Here is an 18,220-nt window from a genome sequence, read left to right on the forward strand (position 1 = left end):
TCCAAGGCGGCCGGCGGAGGCGGTGCGATGGGCCCCGCAAGCTTTGCGATGAAGGTCCCGGAATCGCCGACGAGCCGCGGCTCGCTAGAGGCTCTTGAATCGCGCCGCGAAGGCTTGGGACACCGGCAGGGTTTCAACCCGGCCGTGGAGGTGCAGCACCAGCCTGCCGTCTTCATCCCGCTTGACCAGCCGAATGGCCGAGAGCCGCACAATGGCCCCGCGGTGCACCTGCCAGAACTGGTCGGGATCGAGTTGGCCGATCAGCTCCTTCAGCGGGGTCCGGATGTGAGCCTCGTCACCTGCGGCGACCACGCGGGTGTATTTGTCGTGGGCCTGAAAGAAGTGGACGTCGTCCACCGGCAGGACGCGCACCGCCGTTCCCACGCTGGCGGTGATCCATTTGATCGCGCGGGGCCGACCCAACAAGCTTTCCAATCGGGCGACGGCGGCGGGCAGATCGCTGGGCTCGCCCGTCGTCAGTCGCGCCTGCAACCGACTGACGGCCAGGGCTAGCCGGTCGCGCTTCACAGGTTTCAGAAGATAGTCGACCGCGCCGTCCTCGAACGCCTGGAGCGCGAATTCGTCATAGGCGGTGATCAGCACGACGTGGGTGTGGTCCCCGGCCGCGCGGGCGACCTCAAGTCCATCTGCGCCGGGCATTCGGATATCCAGGAAAGCGACGTCGGGGTTCAGGCGGGCCATCGCCTCGATCGCCGAGCGGCCGTCGGGGCACTCGGCCAGGATCCGCAGTTGCGGCCAGAGCGCGCCCAACAGGGTCTTCAGCTGCTCGCGTTGCGGCGCCTCGTCTTCCGCAAGGATCGCGGTGGGGCCGGTCATGCGGGCTCCCACGGGACGCTGATCCGCGCGCAGACGCCGCCGCCGTCACGTCCGGCGACCTCCAGCGTGGCGCGCGGCCCGAAGCGATGCTGCAGCTGGGCGTGGACATTGGCCAGGCCCACGCCGGCCCCCGAGCCGGCGTGCAGCCCCGCGCCATCGTCTTCGACACTGATCTCCAGGCGGGTCTCGTCCGCCCCCTGCCGCCGCCGCCCCCGGATGGCGATAGCGCCTGGCCCGGGCTTGGGTTCGATGCCGTGCTTGACCGCATTCTCGACGAGCGAGATCAGCAGCAAGGGCGGGAAGGGGGCCTCGGCCAGCTCCGGCGGTGTGTCGATCTCAACGGTGATCCGGCCCCCCATCCGCAGGTTCATCAGCTCCAGATACTGCGCGCAGATGCTGACCTGATGGCCGAGCGTGGCTCCCTCCACCCCGCCCTCCCGCCGCAGCTTCGGCAGGGTCGTGCGCAGATAGTCGGACAGGGCGTCGATGGTCGAGACGGCGCGGTCCGGTGAAGTGGCGATCAATGAACTCACCGAGGCCAGGGTGTTGAAGAGGAAGTGCGGTTCGATCTGGGCCTGCAGCACGGCCATCTTCAGGTCGGCGTCGGCCTTGTCGCGCCGCAACGCCTCGACATCGCGCCGCCTTTGCCGCTCGGCGAGACGGCGACGCTCGGTGATATAGGACAGCAGCTCCGGGCCGCCGCCGATCAGGATCAGACCGATCCACCGGGGCAGCCGGCCCATCGTCACGCCCAGCATTCGGGAGAGGTTTGTCACCGCCGCTGGCTCAGACATCGACATGCCCATATGCCGGGCCATCAGCATGTCGTGATAGTGGGCGACCGCGGCCTCTGCGTCCGAGGCGATGATCAGGCCCACGATCACCGCGGCGACCACCAGAACCCGTTCGGCCGGATAGGGCAGACGGCGGTAGCGCACGGCCAGGGCCAGGAGCGGCCCGGCGCTGACCTCGACCAGGTTGCCGCCAGCGGCGCGGAGGCCGAGCGGCAGGGCGTCCTGCCAGGCGGTCATGGACGAGGCGTGCCACACCCCCTGGAACAGGCCCCAGGCGACCGCGAAGGGCCAGAACACGGCGGCCCGGCGCAGGAACCACGGCCAGGTGAAGGCCGGATAGCGCTGGTAAAGCGCAAACCGCGACAGTCCGCCCGCCTCGACATCCCGCGGCAGTGGTTCGTTCAGCGGCTGCGGGTTCCCCGACGGCGCGGACGCGGGCGTGGTCATGGTGGCAGCATAGCGCCTAAGGTCACGGGCGTCCTGGCGGTGGCTCAGGAGTCCGGGCGGGCTCCGTAGGCGCCGGCTTGCGTATCAGGGGCATCGAGCAGGACGGGCAGACACCCTCCTGGTCGAAGTCCTTGCCGTCGGACGGACAACCGCACGGCGGGCAGATCCATTTCTGACCCGGCTGGGCCGGGGTTTGAGCCGGTTGCGCCAAACTCGGCCCCGCCGCGACCACCAGGCCGATGACGCCAAGACCCAAACTGGCGGTCAGAAACCGCCGACGATGCGCGTCACACATGATGTTGCCTCCCAGGATCGTCCCGTTTGACGCAGCATAGGCGTTCCATGTCGTGCAGCGCGGCCAACCGATGAACCGCGGGTTTGGCGCGACGAAATCCCGCCGGGGCCGATGGAGCAGACCTGGGCCAAGCGTGGCAAAAACCCGGGAGCGCCGGGGCAATCGGGCGGCTCGCCTCTTGCTTTGACGATCTTACCCCTGCCGAAGGCTGGCTCTGGAGCGTGACGTCCACCCGCTGCCCATTCTGACGCCCCCCGGCGCGACTTCCATGGCGGGCCTTCGCCTCGCGTCCTGGCTTCCAAGAGTGTCCGGGCGAGCAGCCAGACCGGCCGCGCACACGATCTCGCACAGATGGCGCGACGGCCGTTGGGTCGTGATCCATAGGCCGGCGCGAGGACAGACGGCCGGGAATAGATTGGCGGTCCCGAGGGTCATCTAAAGCGGCAGTCAATTCCGCCACCCCGTTCCAAGCCTGGTCATGCCCGACTGCGCCAAACCACACCTCGTCCAGAAGGTCGCCACCTACGGGGCGCGGGTCAGCTCGGCACGGGTCGTCTGACCGTCCGGCGGCCGAATTCGCCAGCGCCGAACGGGGGCCGCCCAGCCCAGAGTCTTCCACCAAGGACCCTCGCATGATCAGAAAAATCGCGCTCGCCGCTCTCCTGATCGCGACCGGTTCGCCCGCCCGAGCTGACGATGTCCAATCGGTCATCGCGAAGTACGTCGCTTGGCGCGGCGGGCCCGCCTTCGAGGCGATGCAAACCTTCCACGCGCGGGGGCGAATCCGGTACGGCGGACAAGGTGGGGACTTCGAGCAGTGGCTCGGGAGCGATGGGCGGTTCCGTCAGCGCAGCGAGCTCGACTTCATTACCTATGACGAGGCGGTGACCCCTGACCTGCAATGGACCCGCAACACCAGCGGGCAGATCGAGGACATCGGCGATTTGGGGGAGAGCGATCGCCGCGCCGCCGCCCTGGCCTTCGCCCAGGGCGTCGAGTTTCATGGCGGCAAGACCTATACCCTCCTGCCTTCCGAACTGCGCGCTGGGCGCACCTGGGCGGTGGTCCGCGTGGGCTTCGGCGGTCCCGACACATACGACCTGTTCATCGACGCCGGGACGGGCGAACTGTTGGGCGAGCGGATCACCGAGGACCAGCGAACCCGCTTTGCGCAATTCGACGATTGGCGCCACGTTTCGGGTGTCCGCATGCCCTTCGGCGAGCACGACCGGGGGCCGAACCACGTGGACGACCAGGACTTTCAGGCCCGCGCGATCCAGGTGAATCCGCCCCTGCCGGCGAGTCTGTTCGTTCGGCCGGCGTCGGTGCGGATCTGGCGTTTCGCTGGCGGCCAGCATTCGACGGGGTGGATGGACTTCGACCTCTATGAGAACGAGCGGATCTTCATTCCGGCGACGGTCGAAGGCCGCCCGGTCGAACTCCTCCTCGACAGCGGCGCGGGTATCACGGCCCTGGACAGCGGCTTCGCCAAACAGGCCGGAATCAAGGCCGACGGCTCGGTGGGTGTCATGGGCGTCGGCGGCTCCAGCACCATGCAGCTGGCGCCGAATATCGAGGTCAAGCTGGGCGGCCTCACGCTCAGCCACATCACTGCGGGCCTAATCGACCTGTCCGGGGTCGCCGCCAGCATGGGACGCCCTTTGCCGCTGATCCTTGGCAAGGAGGTCCTGAACGAGCTGGTGGTCGACATCGACTTCCAGCGCCGCAAGATCGCCTTCCGCGACCCGAACGGTTTTTCAGGTTCGCCCGGCGCCGTGCGCTTGGTGCTGGGCAAGCATGGCGACAATCACACCGTGCCTGTCTCCGTGGAGGGCGCTGCGCCCGTGCCCTTCGATTTCGATCTCGGCAACGGCTCGCCGCTGATCGTCTACGGCGCCTATCGCGACCGCGCCCATCTGCTCGACGGCAAGGCCCAGTCGCTCACGCTGACGAGCGGTGTGGGGGGCGCCAAGTCGGACAAGATGGCCACGGTCAGCTCCATCACTCTGGGTGGCGTGCAATTGGCAAGCGTCCCCGCGGCCTTTCCGGACGCGGGCAATGACGCCGTCAGTTCCGACCGTACCGCCGGCAATATCGGATTGCCGGTGTTCCGGCGGTTCCGGCTGATCACCGACTATATGCACAACGCGATCTGGCTCACCCCGGACGCCAGCGCTCTGGCCGAACCGTTCCCCAAGCGCCGCTCCGGACTCATGGTCAGTCAGGACGGCGAGCGCCTGAAGGTGATCCTGGTCGCGCCGGGCAGCCCGGCGGCGCAGGCCGGCTGGAAAGCGGGCGCTGAGATCACCGCGATCGACGGCCAGAAGATCGGCCCCGGCTACCTCGGCTCGCCCCTGTCGCATTGGTCGGAAGGCGCGCCGGGAACCGAGATCACGCTGAGCCTCGCCGATGGCTCGATACGGAAGCTGACCCTGGCGGACTACTATTGAGAACCAGGGAGAACGGCAGCCTCCAGCGTGTGGATTTGGACGCGCGATGCAGTCAGTCGCTAGCCAGTTCCTACGCGACCTCTATGCCGTCTTGGCAGGGGGTCAACTTGCGGAACCCGCTCTTTCAGATGCTCCACCTGCGCCGCCGGCAACATGACGAGGATGCCACCATGCGAATCATTGCTGCTTTCTTCATCGGTCTGGCCATCTTCACCGCCGGCGCGGTCCGCGCCGATCCGTCCTGCACGGTGGGACGTTCCGGGTGACCAACACCACCGATCGCATTGTCGAGTGCACGATGGTCGTCGACGGCATGACCCGCACCTATCTGCGCGTCCACCCTGGCAAAGCCTATCGTGAGGACTTCGGCGCAAACCGGTCAATCCAACTCGTCTGCATGCGCGCCAAGCAGGATGTCTACGGCCCCCTTACATTCGGCGTGGATTATCAGTTTGTGCGCGACGGAGATCGGGTCGCGGTGGCTGCGGCGCCGTAAGCCGCCTTCATCCGGAAGCCTAGGCGGCGCTCGCGGCAGAGCAGTTTCCGGGGAATAACGGCGCGCCGCGCCGTGTCCAAATCCTAGGCGGTGTCGCGAGGCGGCGCGCAAGGGTGCGGGCAAATCCATGGAAGATCGGACGGCGGCGAACGAACGATCCCGCACGCGGGAGCCGGCGGGCCGCTTCGACCACGTCAGCATCGCTCTGCACTGGATCACCGCGGGTCTGGTCACGGGCCAGCTCGCCACGGCCTGGCTGGTCGGACAGGGGCCCCCTGGGGCCATGGCGGCGCTCACCGCGCATCGGTCCCTGGGCCTGCTGATCTGGTGGGTCGTCCTGGCGCGGCTGATGTGGCGCCGCCATTTCGCCGATCTGCCACCCTTTCCGGCGAGCATGTCGCATCGCCAGCAACAGATCGCGAAGCTGAACGAGTTCGGACTCTATGCCGTCCTGCTGTTTCAGCCGCTTACCGGCCTGGCCAACACCCTGTTTCGCGGCCGGCCGTTTGTGCTGTTCGGTTGGCGCGCGCCGGCGATCCTCCCGCCCGGCAAGACCGTCGCACACCTTTTCCTGGCCGCCCACGAGGTCGGCGCCGTCGCGCTGCTCGCGCTTTTGGGCCTGCATCTCGGCGCGGCGCTGTTCCACGAGTTTGGGCTGCGGGACGGCGTGCTGCGCCGAATGCTGCCCTGGACCGCACGTACGTCCGTCAAAGCGCCCTGATCGCGCCCGGCCGTCAGCGGGCGCGGATGGCGCGTCGGCCTCCCAATCCACTAGGTCCCGACGCGTCGGGCCCGAATCCGCTGGAGCTGTGGCGGATCGCTCCGGAATTGGCCGGCGCGTCCCAGGAGCGCTCCGCATGCGAGGCAGCGAACCTCGTCGGCATCTTCCAGTCCCGCCCCGATGTCGACGGCCGCGCCGCACGGTTTGCACCGCCACCCGGCTACCGCCGCCGGCGTTGCGGTGGCCACACGGGCGCCCTTGAGATGCAGGATGGGCCGGCTGGGACGTTCGGTCATGTCGAGGTTGGCTCTTGGGACGACTCGCGTCGCCTGGGGAGTAGAACTTGACGGGGCCGTCACCGGCATCGGCGTCGACCCTGACACGGGACCGGCGCGGCGCGGGTCATTCAGGAAGCCGGCGGTTGGCCATTTTCCCCGACCAGGATGGCGCGCGCCACAAGCAGGCCATCGGGTCCGCGCGCGGCGCGGACCTCGACGGCGATGCCGGCCTTGACCTGGGCGCGGTCGACCAGGCTCATCTCGCGGATCGGCACGTCCGCCGGCAGCACGACGTGCCGCACGCCTTGCCCGCCGACACCGCTGTAGATGACATCCATTTCCCGGCCGCGCGGCGTCGAGACGACCTCGGCCGTCACGGTGCCGTTGGTCATCATGGTCCCGGGCGCCTCGCCGGCCATGGGGAAATGACCTTCGCCAAGGCCCTTCAGCGCCGGCGCGAAGACCCGGAATTCCTTAGACACGCCGCTGCCGTCGGGCTGGTTGACATTGGCCGTGGCCACGAAACTGCCCGGCTTGATCGCACCGGCGTCGATCTTCACGAGCCGCAGGATCCGCGCATCGTCGGCGACGGCGTAGGTCGCGGCCAAGCCATGGGCGTCCTTCACGGTCAGGGTCTTGCCGTTGAAGGCGACGACCATCCCTTGCGCGGGCGGCGAGGGCCGCATCGGCCCGGCGGGCGGTGCGGGCTGGGCGAGGGCGCTCCCCTCAAGGGCGGCCGCGCCGACCGCGAGGGCCAGGGCGGCAAGGAGGATTTTTCGCATGACAGACTCCGGGAGAGGGATCGGGAGCCGCTTCGAGGCTTGGGCTCGTGACGGCTGGGATTGAGGGTCGAGGCGCGGCGGTCCGGCGCGCGCCGGACCGCCCTGTCCGCTACTCGAAGCGGACTTTCACGGTGGCGCCGTAGAACCGCGGCTCGCCCGGGAAGGCGTAGTAGTTGTTCTGCCCGGGATTGGCGGCCGGCGGGGTGGAGAAGGTCTGCAGCACCCCGTCGAAAGCCGTCTGCTTGTAGAACTGGTTGAGCAGGTTGGTGCCCCAGATGCTGAATTCCAGCCGATTGTCGTGGGTTTTGACGCCGATCGAGCCGTTCACCAGGCCGAAGCCCGGCTGGCTCTTATTCGGGTCCTCATCGGAGCCGATCTGGTAGCTGGAGCTGTACTTGGCATCGACATTGACGAAGCCGTCCCAGCCTTCGGTCACCTGGTGCTTGTAGCTGCCGCCCAGCGTGAGCGACCACAGGGGGGCGTAGGAGAGCCGGCTGCCCGGCAGCAGGAAGAGCTCACTGCCCGGCGCCTGCAGGACGGCCTTGTTCTTGGCGTCGTCGGGATAGGTGGTCTCGGCATAGGTGACGCCGCCGTTCAGACTGAGGTCCGGTGTGACCGCGAAGACGCCTTCCAACTCGACGCCGCCGGTCTGGGCTTCGGGGATGGTGAACTCCACGAATTGCGTCCCGGTGAAGGCGTTCAGTTGGTGGTCGCGGTAGCTCTGGAAGAACAGCGCCGCGTTCAGCGACAGGCGGCGGTCCAGCCACTGGGTCTTGGCGCCCAGCTCATAGGCGTTGACGTTTTCCGCCGGGAAGGAGGTGTCGGTCTGCGGCGCCAGTGAGGTGTTGGGTGCGCCGCCCGGGCCGAACGGCAGGGTCACCTCGGCCAGGTTGAAGCCGCCCACCAGATTGCCCCGCGAATAGGAGCCGTAGACCATCGCTTCGTCGCTGAACTTGTACTGCAGCTTGGCGGTGCCGGTCAGCGCGCCCTCGTCGAGGGACTGATGAGTGTCCGATCCGTTGAACGCCGGGTTCACCAGGCAGGCGGTGCCGAAGATCGCCTTGGAGAAATTACCGAACGCCGAGAACGGGATCGGCGTCGGGCTGTGGGTCGCCCCCTGCAACAGGTTGGCGCAGGTGTTGGCCGTGTCGTTATTGGTGTGCAGCGACTCGAGGTCTTTGTGCTCCCAGGTGTAGCGCAGGCCGCCGATCAGGGAGAGCTGGTCGGTGAGCTTGAATTCTTCCTGGGTGTAGATCGCCTCGGAGTGCTCGCGCTGGTGATAGGTGTCGATGGCGCCCTGGCCCGTCGGGAAGCCATTGGCCGGCAGCACGCCGCCGCTCAACACGTTGAGGTAGGGGCCCAGCGCCGGGCCGTTCTGCAGGAACACGCCGTTGTCGAGGAGTTCGTGGGAATAGAAGAAGCCCACCTGCCAGTTCAGGCGCGGCGTCGAGCCACGGTACTGCAGCTCCTCGGAAAACTGCCGGAAGCGGGTGAAGTTGGTCGCCGGGTCGCTGTTGATGATGTCGGCCAGGGTCCCGTCGGTGTCGCCGCCGGTGTTTTCCTTCGAGTCGCGGTAGGCGGTGATCGATGTCAGGGTGGCGTTGGCCAGCCACGGCGTCTTCCAGTGCGCCTCGGCCGAGATCCCCTGGTCGGTGATGTCGTCGACCGTCGAGCGGTTCAGGAAGGCGGTGTTGTTCTGGGAGCTGACCGGATTGGGCACCGTGCCCGGGAACACCTCGTTCTGCACGACGGCCGGCGAGCCGTTCTGGTAGTCCACCGCCACGCAGCAGTGGTCACGGCGCCGCGCGTAGTCGGCGATGAAATTGACGTCGAGATCGTCGGTGAAGTTCACCAGTAGCTGGTCGCGGGTGGTGAAGACGTGCTCGTCGTTCTGGTCGGGGATATGCGTCGTGGGCGCCTGGACGACCGGAATGTAGCCGTCGCGCTCGCGGTCGGCGACGTAGAGGCGGATCGCGACCTTGTCGGCGACCACCGGACCGGTCAGCGAGACCGATCCACCGTAACCGTTGAAGTTCTGCACCGTCGCCTCGGCCTGGGCGCTGTAGGTGAAGCTGGGCCGCTTGGTGGTGATCTGGATCACGCCGGCGATGGTGTTCTTGCCGAACAGCGTGCCTTGCGGGCCTTTCAGGATCTCGATGTCGCTGAGCTCGCCCAGGTCGTTGAACGAGACGCCGTTGCGGGGCCGGTAGATCCCGTCGATGTAGAGGCCGACGGCGTCCTCCAGGCCTGGGTTGTCGGCCACGTTCCCGACGCCGCGGATGCGGGCGATGGTGGTGCCTTCGCTGGCGTTGGTGGTCGAGGTGAAGCCCGGCGTCAGGGTGACCAGGTCGGCCACTGACCTGACGTTGTTGGCCTCAAGCTTGGCGCCGGTCAGCACCGTCACCACCACCGGCACGTCCTGCAGCCGTTCCGTGCGCTTCTGGGCGGTGACCACGAGCTCGCTGACGGCGTTGGAGTCGGCCGCCGCCGCCAGCCCCGGTAAGGTCTGGGCCTGCGCGAGCGCCCCGGTCGAGGCCATCGTCAGGGCCAGCCCCGAAGCGCAGGCGAACACGTACTTTTTCTGCAACATGGATTTCCTTGTTTCCTCTGTCCCCCGGTGGCCGCCCGATCGGCGGGCGCCCGCCCCGGGAATGGCCATCCCGTCCGCGCGAGCGTCTCGGACCGCGCATCGGGCGCCCCGGCGCCAAACGTCCGGGTACTGCAATTAGACCCGGGCTTTCTGCGGTTTATTCCCGGCGGCGGCGCGCGCCCTTGGGGACGCCGGCGTTCGGGCGCGACGGTTCGCCCGGCCGGCGGGAATAAGTCGGCGGGCTCAGGCGTCTCAACTACTGAGCCTTGCGTTTGGGATATGCCGTGAACCGACTTCAACCTCTCGGGCCGCCACCGGTCGTCGTCGCCCTGGCCCGGGGTCTTCACATGGATGGCTGAGCGCTCGCCCGGTCGGCGCGCCCGCCCCGAGCCGAGGTGCTCTGTGCGAAGCGCCGGCCGCCTACGGCCTTCTGGCCCGGGTGGCCTCCTCCGCCCGGCCAGGAGCACCGCGTAGCCTTGCCATCCCCCCCCCGGGGCGGGCTCGCGGCTCTACCTCGGACCTGCCCCATGTGGGTCCTTGTCGGTAACGGGCAGTCCCTCGCCCCGACCCGGCTTGACGCGGGACGCCGAACAACCCTTCCGGTGTCCCGCGTCCTGTTTTTCGACCCGGCCGCCCCCGCGGCCGCGACAGAATCTGGAGACCTCGACGCCATGGGCGCGCTTTCGATTGGGCATATTCTGGCGGTCGCCGCCGTCGTCACCCTGCTCTTCGGTGGGCGCGGGCGCATATCCGGTGCCATGGGCGACGCGGCGAAGGGCCTGAGAGCCTTCCGGGAAGGCCTAAAGGATGAGGCGCTGCAGCAGGAAACTGCGCCGCCGCCTGCGCCACCCGTCGCGCGGACGCGCGTCAGGACCCAGGCCACGGGCCTGTAGGCCCAGGCCGCCATGGCGCTGTCGACGCGCAGTGATCCGGCCGTCGCCCGAGCCACGGCGGCGTGGAGCGCGGGGCTCTAACGTATCAGCCCTCGCGCGGGCCGAAGATGGCAGCAACGAAGCGTTCGTACCCCGTCGAGGACGTGGGGACCGCTGCAATGCGGACACTAGAGCCGCACTCCAAAGATGTCAGGTCTCATAAGATCGATCACGTGACGAATAAATATAATAATCGTCCACTGTAAATCTAAGATTGTCGGCGTTTCTGTCGCATCGTCTTCACAAAACGAAAGTAGAGGTCCCGCCCCAAGCGCTGAAGTCAGGCGCGAGAAGCTGAGGATATTTAATGTTCTGTTCAAAAAGGGGCGCGTCGCGCGCCGCCTTGTCGATGACCTGTGCGCTTACCGCATTGCTAGGATATTCCGCCGCCCAGGCCGCTGAAGATGCGTCGGCCGCGGACGCGTCCGAGGTGTCCGAGGTGGTCGTCACCATGGCCAAGACAACGCAGTCGTCCGTCGCGATGGATGCTCAGGAGGTGCAAAGGACACTGCCGGGCATCAACCCGCTGAAGGCGATCGAGACCCTGCCCGGCGTGGTTTTCGAAACGGCCGATCCGTGGGGCAACGACGAACAGAACGAGTCTCTGTTCGTGCACGGCTTCAGCACCCAACAGCTCGGCTACACCCTGGACGGCGTACCGCTGGGCGATCAGCAGTACGGCAACTACAACGGCCTCAGCGCAGCGCGCGCGGTGATCAGCGAGGACGTGAGCCGCATCAGTCTGGAATCCGGCGCGGGCGCGCTCGGCGTGGCGTCTACCAGCAACCTCGGCGGGGCGATTGAGACCTTCTCGCGCGATCCGTCGAAGGTGTTTGGCGCCGATGTGCGTCAGACCCTCGGCAGCTATGCCGCGACGCGGACCTTCCTGCGCCTCGACACCGGCGAGTTCGGGAACGGCAATTCAGCTTACATCTCTTACGCTCACCAATCGGCCCGCGCCTGGGACTTTGACGGCTTTCAGGGCGGCGATCAGTTCACCGCAAAATATGTCCATGACGATGCGCGCGGCAAGCTGACCGTCTTCCTGGATGTGTCTAGAAAGATCGATCCGAACGAAGACGCGGTGAACTTCGGCAACCAGCAGACCGCCGCCGGCCAGGGCTTCATTCCCTATACCCGGCCGTTCCAGTTCCCAAACTTCGCCCAGGAGAAGGCCAGCCTGGCGCCCAGCGCGGCCAACGGCAATTTGCCGGGCACCCCGCCGACGGCCCAGGGCAACAATTTTTCGAACTACCATAGCGCCGAACAGCGCGATGACGTCCTGAGCTACGCGAAATACGACTACCAGATCGCCAGCAACCTAAGCTGGTCCAACCAGGCCTACTATCACTACGACTACGGTCGCGGCATCGTCGCAGGACCGGTGAACACAGCCGGCCTACCCGCTCTGTTCTCGGTCTACTTCCCGGGTCTGACGGTAAGCAACCTGGCGACGCCTTTGGCAAATCAGCAGGCGACCTTGCAAAACATCGTCAACCAGTTCGGCGGCGCCGGCTTGGCGGTGCGGACCACCGAATATCACATCAATCGCGAAGGCGGAATTTCGACCCTTAACTGGACGCTCGGTCAGCACAATATCGAAGCGGGGGTCTGGTATGAGCACAACGAGTCGGGCCAGCACCGGGTCTGGTATCCGTTCTCCGGGGCGAACAACGATACTACGCCTTACGATATCCCGACCGGACAAGCCTTCACCCAGGACGCGGTGGACTTCTATACCAACACAGTTCAGCTGCACCTGCAGGACCAATGGCGCATCCTGCCGCAGCTGCAGCTAGAAGCCGGTTTCAAGTCAAGTCTGCAGACCGCCGACAACAAGGTTCTGATTCAGCAGCGGAACGCGCTGACCAACACCAATCCGACCCAGTTCCCGACCGGCTCGCTGACCACCAACAAATGGTTCCTGCCGCAGGTCGGCGCGGTGTGGGACGCGACCGCCAGCGAGCAGGTGTTTGCCAATATTCAGCAGAACGTGCGCCAGTTCATCCCCTTCAGCCAAGGGGGCAACTTCTACGGCGCCTCGCCCTGGAGCCTGGGCAACCAAGCCGCCTTCAACCTGTTCAAACAGACCGTCAATCCGGAAATGGATTGGACCTACGAGCTTGGCGTCCGCAGCCATCACGCGCTCGATCTGGGCCTGCTGACCTCATTTGACGGCCAAGCCAGCGTCTACCACGTGGATTTCTCCAACCGGCTGTTCAACGTCGCTCCGTTCAATTTCATCAATCCGCCCCCGTCGATTCTGGTCAATGTGGGCGGGGTGGCGACGAACGGCGTGGACATCGCGGGCACCTTGAACTTCGGGCCGCATTTCCAGTTCTACGACGCCCTGTCGTACAACCACTCCACCTACAGCTCGAACTTCAGCAGCGCCGGCCAGATCGTGCCGATCAAGGGCACGGAAGTCCCGGGCGAGCCCGATTGGTCGAACAAGCTGATCTTGAGCACGAACTTCGGCCCGTTCCAGGCCCAGATCAGCGGCGACTTTGTGGGAAAACGCTTCGCCACCTATGAGAACGATCTGTCCGTCCCCAGCACCTTCCAGGTCGGGCTGGAGGCGAGCTATCAACTTTCGGTTCCCGCCGGCATCCCCGTCCAATCGGCCAAGCTCAGCCTGAACGCGACCAATTTGGGCAACATCAAGGGCGTTTCGACCTTGGTTACGACCAGCAACGCCGGCGGCTACCAAGCCTTTCCGATCGCGCCGACCGAGGTCTTCGTCACCCTCGAAGCGCAGTTCTAGTCCGCACCGAACCAAGAACCGCCGGCGGCGAGCGAGGTTTCGATGAGGGACTTCCGTTCACCGCGGCCCGCGTCTCGCGTCTGCCGCGGATGCGGATCATGGCCGGCGACGCGAACGACGGAAACGGGTCGCGCGCCGCCGGTCAAAGGCCGTCAGAAAGTTGCCATACAAGTCGGCGCCGAGCTCCGACGCGACCGACAGAATCCCAATGGGAGGGACGGGCAGGGGCAGAACCGACGCCGTGGTCGCAAGAGAGTCGCTCATATTTCCTCGATCTCGGCTTTGGACTGCCATCCGCGGGCGAGGCGGCCGGGATCCTACCGTGCGGCCTTGGCCGATCTGATCTCAGCCCGCAGAGCCGACGGCCTCAAGCTCTGCCGGGGGCTCCAACGCTTGATCGATCGCGTTCAGCAGCGCCAGGATTTCGATCGGCTTGGCGATCACATCGTCCATGCCCGCCGCGGTGTATTCCGCCACCTGATGCGACATGACGTTGGCCGTCACCGCCAGGATCGGCGTGCGTTCGAGGCCGCGATCGGATTCGATCCTCCGGATGGCCAGTGTCGCCTCGACCCCGTTCATCTCCGGCATCTGGCTGTCCATCAGGATCACGTCGTAGCGCGCGCAGGTGAAGGCTTCGACCGCGGCTCGTCCGGTCTCGACGAGGGTCAGGTCGACGTCGAGTGTGGCCAGCAGCGACCGCAGGATCAACTGGTTGGTCGGATTGTCCTCCGCCGCCAGGATCCGCAGCGGACGCCCGAGGTCGGCGGAATCCGCTCGCGTGACGCTGGCGACGTTGCTAGCAGAGGGGGCTTCGCGTCTGATCAGCGGCAACTCGAAGGCGAAGGTTGAGCCTTCGCCCTCGCGGCTCTCAAGGCTCAGGAGCCCGCCCATCAGACTGACCAGATGGCGGCTGATCGCCAGTCCCAGTCCCGTGCCGCCGAAGCGACGCGTGGTGGACCCGTCGGCCTGCGAGAATTTCTCGAAAACGGTCTCAAGCTTTGCCGCGGGAATCCCGATGCCTGTGTCGATCACCCGGAAGCGGACTCCATCGGCAACGCCCTCGACCGAAACGGCGACCCCGCCCGCGTGGGTGAACTTCACGGCGTTGGAGATCAGGTTGGTCAGCACCTGGCGCACGCGCAAGGCGTCTCCAGACCAGAGACCGGCGGCTGCGGGATCGACCTGCACTTCGAACCGCAGGCCCTTTTCCTCCGCCAGGACGCGCAAGGGATCGCAGGCGGTCGCGATCGTTTCGGCCAGGTCGAAATCATGGTTGTCGAGTTCGATCTGTCCCGCTTCGATCTTCGACAGGTCGAGCAGGCTGTTGAGAATCCCGAGCAGGCTCTCGCCGGAAGTCTGCAGCACCTTCAGATGGTCGCGTTGCACGCCCTGGGCGTCGCGGGCCATCACCTGGGCCATGCCGAGGATGCCGTTCAAGGGCGTCCGGATCTCGTGGCTCATGTTGGCGAGGAACTCGCTCTTCGCCTGGCTCGACGATTCGGCCTTCCGCCGCGATTGCTCAAGCGCGTGTTCCCGCTCGCCGATGCTCTGGGCCATGATGTTGAACGACCGCGCGAGGGCGGCGATCTCGTCGGCGCCATCGACCGTCACCCGGGGGTCTTCGCCGCGCTCCATACGCTGTGCGGCGTCGCGTAGGGCCAGCAGCGGGTGGGTCACGCTCCGCGCCAGCGCCCAGCTGCCGACGGCGATGATGCCAAGGCTCAACAGGCTCAATGCCAGGATCTCGCCCACCAGGGCGCGGAAGGACGCCAGCGCCTTGGTCAGCGGATAGCGCAAGACCAGGACCGCATTCTCATCGGTCATCGACGGCAAGGACCGGAAGACCTCCATGGTCTTTCCAAGCCTCACAACGCCTTGTGACCGGCCCGCCGGCGCGCCGGCGGGGCCGCTCAGAAAGCGGTTGATCGCCTGGCCTTCCTGGCTCGAGGCCACTCCGGCGCGCGAGCGCCAGCTATTCCCCGACCGGGTGAGGACCTGGGGTTCGAGCGGGATCGCCGAGAGCTGGCGCAAGGCCGCCATTTCCCGATCGTCGAGTCGGACGGCCAGCACAAGCCACCCGGCCAGTTGCGGCGCGAGGATCGGCACGGCGACCGCCTCATAGGGGGTTCCCGCGCTGGTGAAGACGCCCGAGGCGCGATCCCGCTGCATGATCGCCGACACGACGTCGGCGTCCAGCGTTAGAGGCGTCGCGCCCCCCGCGGCGGTCACCAGGCCATCGCGCCCGACCAGAAAGGCCGCGTCGCTGCCCAGGCGGGCGTTGAGATTGCCGAGCGCCGATTGGACCGTCGCCCGGTCGTGAGTGGCCACCGCGCCGCGGAATCCAAAATCCTTCGCCAGCAGACGCGCGCCGCTTTCGAGAGAATTCGTGCGCATGACCCAGTTCCGGTCGAACACGGTGCCTGTGGCGCCCAGCTCGGCGCCGACGGTGCGCTGGGCATTGCGGCTCGCCGCTACGTACATGACCGCCAGGATCAGGGTCAGGGTCACGATGAACAGCCCCGCGTAGAGGACCGTGAGCCGCGTGCGCAGCCGCCCGAAGGCGGGTGTCGGCCAAATCGCGCGACGGGGCCGCCGGACGTCGCCGGCGCCCGGGGTCCGTTGCTGGGAGACTGTCATGTCGAAGAACTCCTCGGGCCTCAGTTCATCTGTATCGGAGAGGGCCGGACATCCATCTGCAGCGCCAGGGACGCGGTTCCATTGGCCGGCACGACGATCCTTCGGACGCTTTCACCGTTCGCGGCCCGGCTGTCGGGATGCCATACCGTGACGGTCGCGGGTCCTGGCGGGAGATCGCGGACGATTGCCGCACCACTCGCCAGCGTTTTTGCCGCGTAGGGAGTGTCGACCACGCGGATGTAGGACAGCATGGTGTCGTGGATATCGCAGCCCAGCGGCACCACCCCGGGCTTATCCATCCGCACGACCCGCGTCATGTCGCGGCCATAGAGCTTCAGCCGAAACGTCTTGGCCTCGGAATAGGAATAGACCGTGTGCTTGACGGCGTCGAAGTTTGGGAAGGACACTTCCGCGCCGACGGGCACGATGAGGACGTAGGGCGAGAATTTCAGGTCGCGCTGCGCCACTTGGTAGGTCCAGGAAAACTTGATGGGCGCGGCGGGGACGCCGGCGAGCGGCCGGACCATGACCACGGCGTCGGCGATGGGTTTACCGTCCCGCGCGGTCACCGAAACCGCCAGATCGTGCGCCCACGTTGGACCGGCCGCGAGAACGGGCGCCAACAGGAGAGGGGAGACGCTTGCGCCGAAGCGAAACGAGGACATAGGAGACTAGACCCTCGATCTCGCCGGTTTATTCCCGCCAGGCCGTCACGCCGCACAGGAGCGACGCGCGGCGGCTCGGATCAGTAGTAGTCCGCAAGCGTAAGGGAGACCGCCCGCCCATCGGACAGGCCGAGCGCCAGCCGGGCGCCTCCGGCGCGCGCGCTCAGCCGGGGACGGTCCGTAAAGACGGCGCTGTCGAAGACCTGGCCGTTGACCGAGGTGATTGCATCGCCCGGCCTGAGGCCGGCCCGACTCGCCGGACTGCGCGGCGCCACGAAGGCGATTTCGAGGCTGTGCCCAGCCCGTGTCAGGGCGAGTCCGGAGCGATCCTTTCCGAAGGGACGTGCAATCCGCCGTTTGGCGGCCTTCATCCAGAGCCGGTCGCGCGGCGCGCAGATGGTAAGGTCGAACCGGGCGAAAACCGGCAGGCCGATCACCGCCGGGGCCCCGGCGGTCCAGCTGTCGGGAATCCGAGCCGGGACTTGGCGCAGCACGACGCCACCCACCTCCAGGCTGGGCATAGTGAAGACGGTATCGATGCCGGTCCCTTCCGCCCCGGCGCTCATCGACCGGGAGACCGGGCGGCCTTCGAGGAGCCGGTGCTGTGAGGCGAACTCCGCCGACAGATAGAGCGGGGCGTCGTTGCCGAGGTCGGCGACGGCCTCCAGGGCCACGCCGTTCCCAAGGGAGGCCCGGACCAGCGGCCGGCCAAGTTCCGGCTCGCGCGTCAGGGGGATTTCCTCGAAGCCCGGGGGCCGCCTCCTGGCCGACGGCTCCGCCACCATCATCCGATCGGCGCCGAAGTCGAAGCTGACGGCCGCGTGCCCGAAAAGGTCGTTCCCCAGCACCACCCCGACGGGGCGACCGTTGGCGGCGCTCAAGGCTCCGAGATCGAACAGGGACGCTTCGCGGAGCGTGATCGCCAGATTCTGCAGTTGCAGGTGGACCGGACCGCTGGTCTGGCCCTGGACGCGTCCGGTCAGGCCCACGCTCACGGTGTCGCCGAGCGCAGCGATTCCGCAGCGCGCCGCCAGCGCAGCGTCGATCACTGTCCGCTCGGCCCCGGTGTCCAGCGTGATTTCGACCGGGTATCCGTTGAGCGCGCCCCGGGTGACCACCTGCCGGCCTTGCGGCCGTTCAAAACCGAACCAGCCGCTCCGGTCTGCGCCGTTCGCGAAGCTTAAGGCGGTCATCGAACCTCGGTCTCGGAACTGGGGTTGGGGGCGTGCGGCCCTGAGTGTGTGACCCCCCAGGCTCGCGACTTATTCCCGAACGCGCGACGTCACGGTGGCAGGGGTGAGGCCGGCCCGTCAGCGGGACCCATCAGGCCAGCCTCGGCATCGCCGATCCTTCTGGCCCGCGATTTTCCGGATTTCGCCGCGCCACGCGCCTACATAGGTTACAGTATAGTTCCAGTTGTAACCCAATAGTGCGCGGCATGATGAAATACGGATGTCACATAAAACAGATAGAGATCGTGGATAATTTGCAACGTCGACAATATCAGTTCGGAAGGAGATGATTGTATG

General features: G+C 66.7%; 12 protein-coding genes. 5 read left to right on the forward strand and 7 right to left on the reverse strand.

Annotation, left to right across the window (positions count from 1 at the left end; all coding sequences use genetic code 11):
- Positions 1-84 precede the first annotated feature (84 nt).
- Positions 85-837 (reverse strand): LytTR family DNA-binding domain-containing protein, encoded by a 753-nt coding sequence (locus tag VHS75_RS01105; RefSeq protein ID WP_329636757.1) that lies wholly within the window; start codon positions 835-837, stop codon positions 85-87.
- A complete protein-coding gene (locus VHS75_RS01110) occupies positions 834-2,078 on the reverse strand; it encodes a sensor histidine kinase (protein WP_329636758.1) in 1,245 nt (414 codons plus the stop codon). The genes VHS75_RS01105 and VHS75_RS01110 overlap by 4 nt, the downstream gene beginning before the upstream one ends.
- A 927-nt stretch (positions 2,079-3,005) precedes the next feature.
- Here VHS75_RS01110 and VHS75_RS01115 point away from each other — a divergent pair.
- The 3 genes from VHS75_RS01115 to VHS75_RS01125 all read left to right on the forward strand — a co-directional run bounded on the left by VHS75_RS01115 (position 3,006) and on the right by VHS75_RS01125 (position 6,040).
- Positions 3,006-4,823, forward strand: coding sequence for an aspartyl protease family protein (locus tag VHS75_RS01115; protein WP_329636759.1), 1,818 nt, complete (start codon positions 3,006-3,008; stop codon positions 4,821-4,823).
- A gap of 262 nt (positions 4,824-5,085) precedes the next feature.
- A complete protein-coding gene (locus VHS75_RS01120) occupies positions 5,086-5,319 on the forward strand; it encodes a hypothetical protein (protein WP_329636760.1) in 234 nt (77 codons plus the stop codon).
- A gap of 127 nt (positions 5,320-5,446) precedes the next feature.
- Positions 5,447-6,040, forward strand: a complete 594-nt coding sequence (locus VHS75_RS01125; RefSeq protein WP_329636761.1) for a cytochrome b — start codon at positions 5,447-5,449, stop codon at positions 6,038-6,040.
- 406 nt (positions 6,041-6,446) lie between these two features.
- On the opposite strand, the gene VHS75_RS01130 is transcribed toward VHS75_RS01125, so the two are convergent.
- Positions 6,447-7,100, reverse strand: coding sequence for a hypothetical protein (locus VHS75_RS01130; protein WP_329636762.1), 654 nt, complete (start codon positions 7,098-7,100; stop codon positions 6,447-6,449).
- Positions 7,101-7,209: 109 nt separating this feature from the next.
- On the reverse strand, positions 7,210-9,690 hold the full coding sequence (locus VHS75_RS01135; RefSeq protein ID WP_329636763.1) for a TonB-dependent receptor: 2,481 nt from the start codon (positions 9,688-9,690) through the stop codon (positions 7,210-7,212).
- A gap of 671 nt (positions 9,691-10,361) precedes the next feature.
- Between VHS75_RS01135 and VHS75_RS01140 the strand changes: the two genes are divergently transcribed.
- Both VHS75_RS01140 and VHS75_RS01145 read left to right on the forward strand, forming a co-directional pair.
- Positions 10,362-10,583, forward strand: a complete 222-nt coding sequence (locus VHS75_RS01140; protein WP_329636764.1) for a twin-arginine translocase TatA/TatE family subunit — start codon at positions 10,362-10,364, stop codon at positions 10,581-10,583.
- Positions 10,584-11,052: 469 nt separating this feature from the next.
- Positions 11,053-13,386, forward strand: a complete 2,334-nt coding sequence (locus VHS75_RS01145) for a TonB-dependent receptor (RefSeq protein ID WP_329636765.1) — start codon at positions 11,053-11,055, stop codon at positions 13,384-13,386.
- A gap of 345 nt (positions 13,387-13,731) precedes the next feature.
- Here the strand turns inward: VHS75_RS01145 and VHS75_RS01150 are convergent, their stop codons facing one another.
- The 3 genes from VHS75_RS01150 to VHS75_RS01160 all read right to left on the reverse strand — a co-directional run bounded on the left by VHS75_RS01150 (position 13,732) and on the right by VHS75_RS01160 (position 17,809).
- Positions 13,732-16,026 carry an ATP-binding protein gene (locus VHS75_RS01150; RefSeq protein ID WP_329636766.1) on the reverse strand — a complete coding sequence of 765 codons (2,295 nt, stop codon included), beginning with the start codon at positions 16,024-16,026 and terminating at the stop codon, positions 13,732-13,734.
- Positions 16,027-16,046: 20 nt separating this feature from the next.
- Entirely contained in the window at positions 16,047-16,595 is a 549-nt protein-coding gene (locus tag VHS75_RS01155; protein WP_329636767.1) for a methylamine utilization protein, read from the reverse strand.
- A 176-nt stretch (positions 16,596-16,771) separates the two neighbouring features.
- Positions 16,772-17,809, reverse strand: coding sequence for a retroviral-like aspartic protease family protein (locus VHS75_RS01160; RefSeq protein WP_329636768.1), 1,038 nt, complete (start codon positions 17,807-17,809; stop codon positions 16,772-16,774).
- Between the last annotated feature and the right edge of the window lie 411 nt (positions 17,810-18,220).

It is taken from the genome of Phenylobacterium sp., assembly GCF_036264965.1.
Lineage (GTDB): Bacteria > Pseudomonadota > Alphaproteobacteria > Caulobacterales > Caulobacteraceae > Phenylobacterium.

Bases quoted from the DNA above. Each gene is read 5' to 3' on its own strand.
- VHS75_RS01140 (WP_329636764.1), top strand. From the start codon at position 10,362: ATGGGCGCGCTTTCGATTGGGCATATTCTGGCGGTCGCCGCCGTCGTC.
- VHS75_RS01150 (WP_329636766.1), bottom strand. From the start codon at position 16,026: ATGACAGTCTCCCAGCAACGGACCCCGGGCGCCGGCGACGTCCGGCGG.
- VHS75_RS01135 (WP_329636763.1), bottom strand. From the start codon at position 9,690: ATGTTGCAGAAAAAGTACGTGTTCGCCTGCGCTTCGGGGCTGGCCCTG.
- VHS75_RS01125 (WP_329636761.1), top strand. From the start codon at position 5,447: ATGGAAGATCGGACGGCGGCGAACGAACGATCCCGCACGCGGGAGCCG.
- VHS75_RS01105 (WP_329636757.1), bottom strand. From the start codon at position 837: ATGACCGGCCCCACCGCGATCCTTGCGGAAGACGAGGCGCCGCAACGC.
- VHS75_RS01130 (WP_329636762.1), bottom strand. From the start codon at position 7,100: ATGCGAAAAATCCTCCTTGCCGCCCTGGCCCTCGCGGTCGGCGCGGCC.
- VHS75_RS01110 (WP_329636758.1), bottom strand. From the start codon at position 2,078: ATGACCACGCCCGCGTCCGCGCCGTCGGGGAACCCGCAGCCGCTGAAC.
- VHS75_RS01115 (WP_329636759.1), top strand. From the start codon at position 3,006: ATGATCAGAAAAATCGCGCTCGCCGCTCTCCTGATCGCGACCGGTTCG.